Below are 1,477 nucleotides of genomic sequence, written 5' to 3'. Positions count from 1 at the left end.
CGCCAGCCTGCTGTCGGCCGCCAGCTTTGCAGCAGAGCCGATCCCGATTCAAGTCGTGGCCAGCTTCAGCATTCTGGGCGACCTGGTGCGCGTGGTCGGCGGCGACCGGGTCAGCGTCACGACGCTGGTCGGCGCGAACGAAGATGCCCATGCGTTCACCCCCAAACCCGCCGATGCCAGGGCCATCGTGAAAAGCCGTCTGCTGGTCATCAACGGCCTGGGCTTTGAGCCCTGGGCGCAAAAGCTGGCCAAATCAGCAGGCTACCAAGGCGAGACCGTCGTGGCCTCCACGGGTGTGAAGCCGCTCGTCATGGCGAAAAAAGACGCACGCGAGGAAAACGGCCACCACCACGACGAGGCCGACCCCCATGCCTGGCAAAACCCCCACAACGTCGTGCTGTACGCGCGCAACATCGCCGCCGCCCTGGCCAAGGTCGACCCCGCAGGCGCCACCGCCTACCAGGCCAACGCCGCCGCCTACGTCAAGGCGCTGCAGACGCTGGACACCTGGGCCAAAGCGCAGTTCGCCGCCATCCCCGCCGCCAAACGCAAGGTCATCACCTCGCACGATGCGTTTGGCTACTTTGCCGCGCAGTACCAGATCAAGTTTCTGGCGCCCCAGGGTGTGTCCACCGACGCCGAACCGAGCGCCAGGCAGGTGGCGCAACTCATCAGGCAAATCCAGCGCGAAAAGATCCGGGCCGTGTTCATCGAGAACATGCGCAACCCGACGCTGCTGGCCCAGTTGGCCAGGGATGCGGGCGTCACCGTGGCGCCTGCGCTGTATGTGGATGCTTTGTCCGCCACCGATGGCCCGGCCGACAGTTATTTGAAGCTGATGCGCCACAACGTGACCGCGCTGGCGCTGGGAATGCAAAAGAACTGACCTCCGCAGGCCAGGCTGTATAAACCAGGTCACCATGCTTCAAAACATCATCGGCGCATCGCCTGCCCACCCGCCACGCCCCAGCCAGCTTCGCACCCTGACCTACCACGGCCTGGCGCCCGGCCCGCGCTTGCTGGTGCTGGGCGCCGTGCATGGCAACGAAACCTGCGGCACATCCGCCATCACGCAGCTGATCCATGAGCTGGACAGCGGCGCCCTGGCCCTTGCGCGCGGCAGCGTCACGCTGGTGCCGGTCACCAACCCGCTGGCTTACCAGCTCAGGCAGCGCACCGGCGAGCGCAACCTCAACCGCAACATGGCGCCCAGCGCGATTCCGCAGGATTTTGAAGACCGCATTGCCAACGTGCTGTGCCCGCTGCTGGAGTCGCATGACGCGCTGCTGGACCTGCATTCCTTTCATACCGGCGGCGCACCTTTTGTAATGGTCGGCCCGCCCAACAACCGCGGCGCGCTGGAGCCGTTCGCCCGCGCTGAAGAAGAAATGCTGCTGGCCCTGCACACCGGGCCGCACCGCATCGTCGAAGGCTGGCTGGACACCTATGCGCGCGGCGTGCAGCGGCGCGCCGCCGC

2 protein-coding genes are annotated in these 1,477 nt (G+C 66.1%); both read left to right on the top strand.

The features are described from left to right. The first annotated feature begins 7 nt into the window (after window positions 1-7). The gene (locus IV091_RS00035) at window positions 8-886 is read left to right on the top strand and encodes a zinc ABC transporter substrate-binding protein (RefSeq protein WP_293463815.1); all 879 of its coding nucleotides are present in this window, start codon (window positions 8-10) and stop codon (window positions 884-886) included. Between the two features lie 34 nt (window positions 887-920). After that, window positions 921-1,477, top strand: a 557-nt coding sequence (locus tag IV091_RS00030) for a succinylglutamate desuccinylase/aspartoacylase family protein (protein ID WP_293463812.1), incomplete at its 3' end; no start/stop codon positions are given.

The organism is Polaromonas sp., from assembly GCF_018780625.1.
GTDB lineage: Bacteria > Pseudomonadota > Gammaproteobacteria > Burkholderiales > Burkholderiaceae_C > Polaromonas.
Note: the sequence above shows the minus strand (reverse complement) of the source record. Positions and strands in the feature narration are given on the sequence as shown.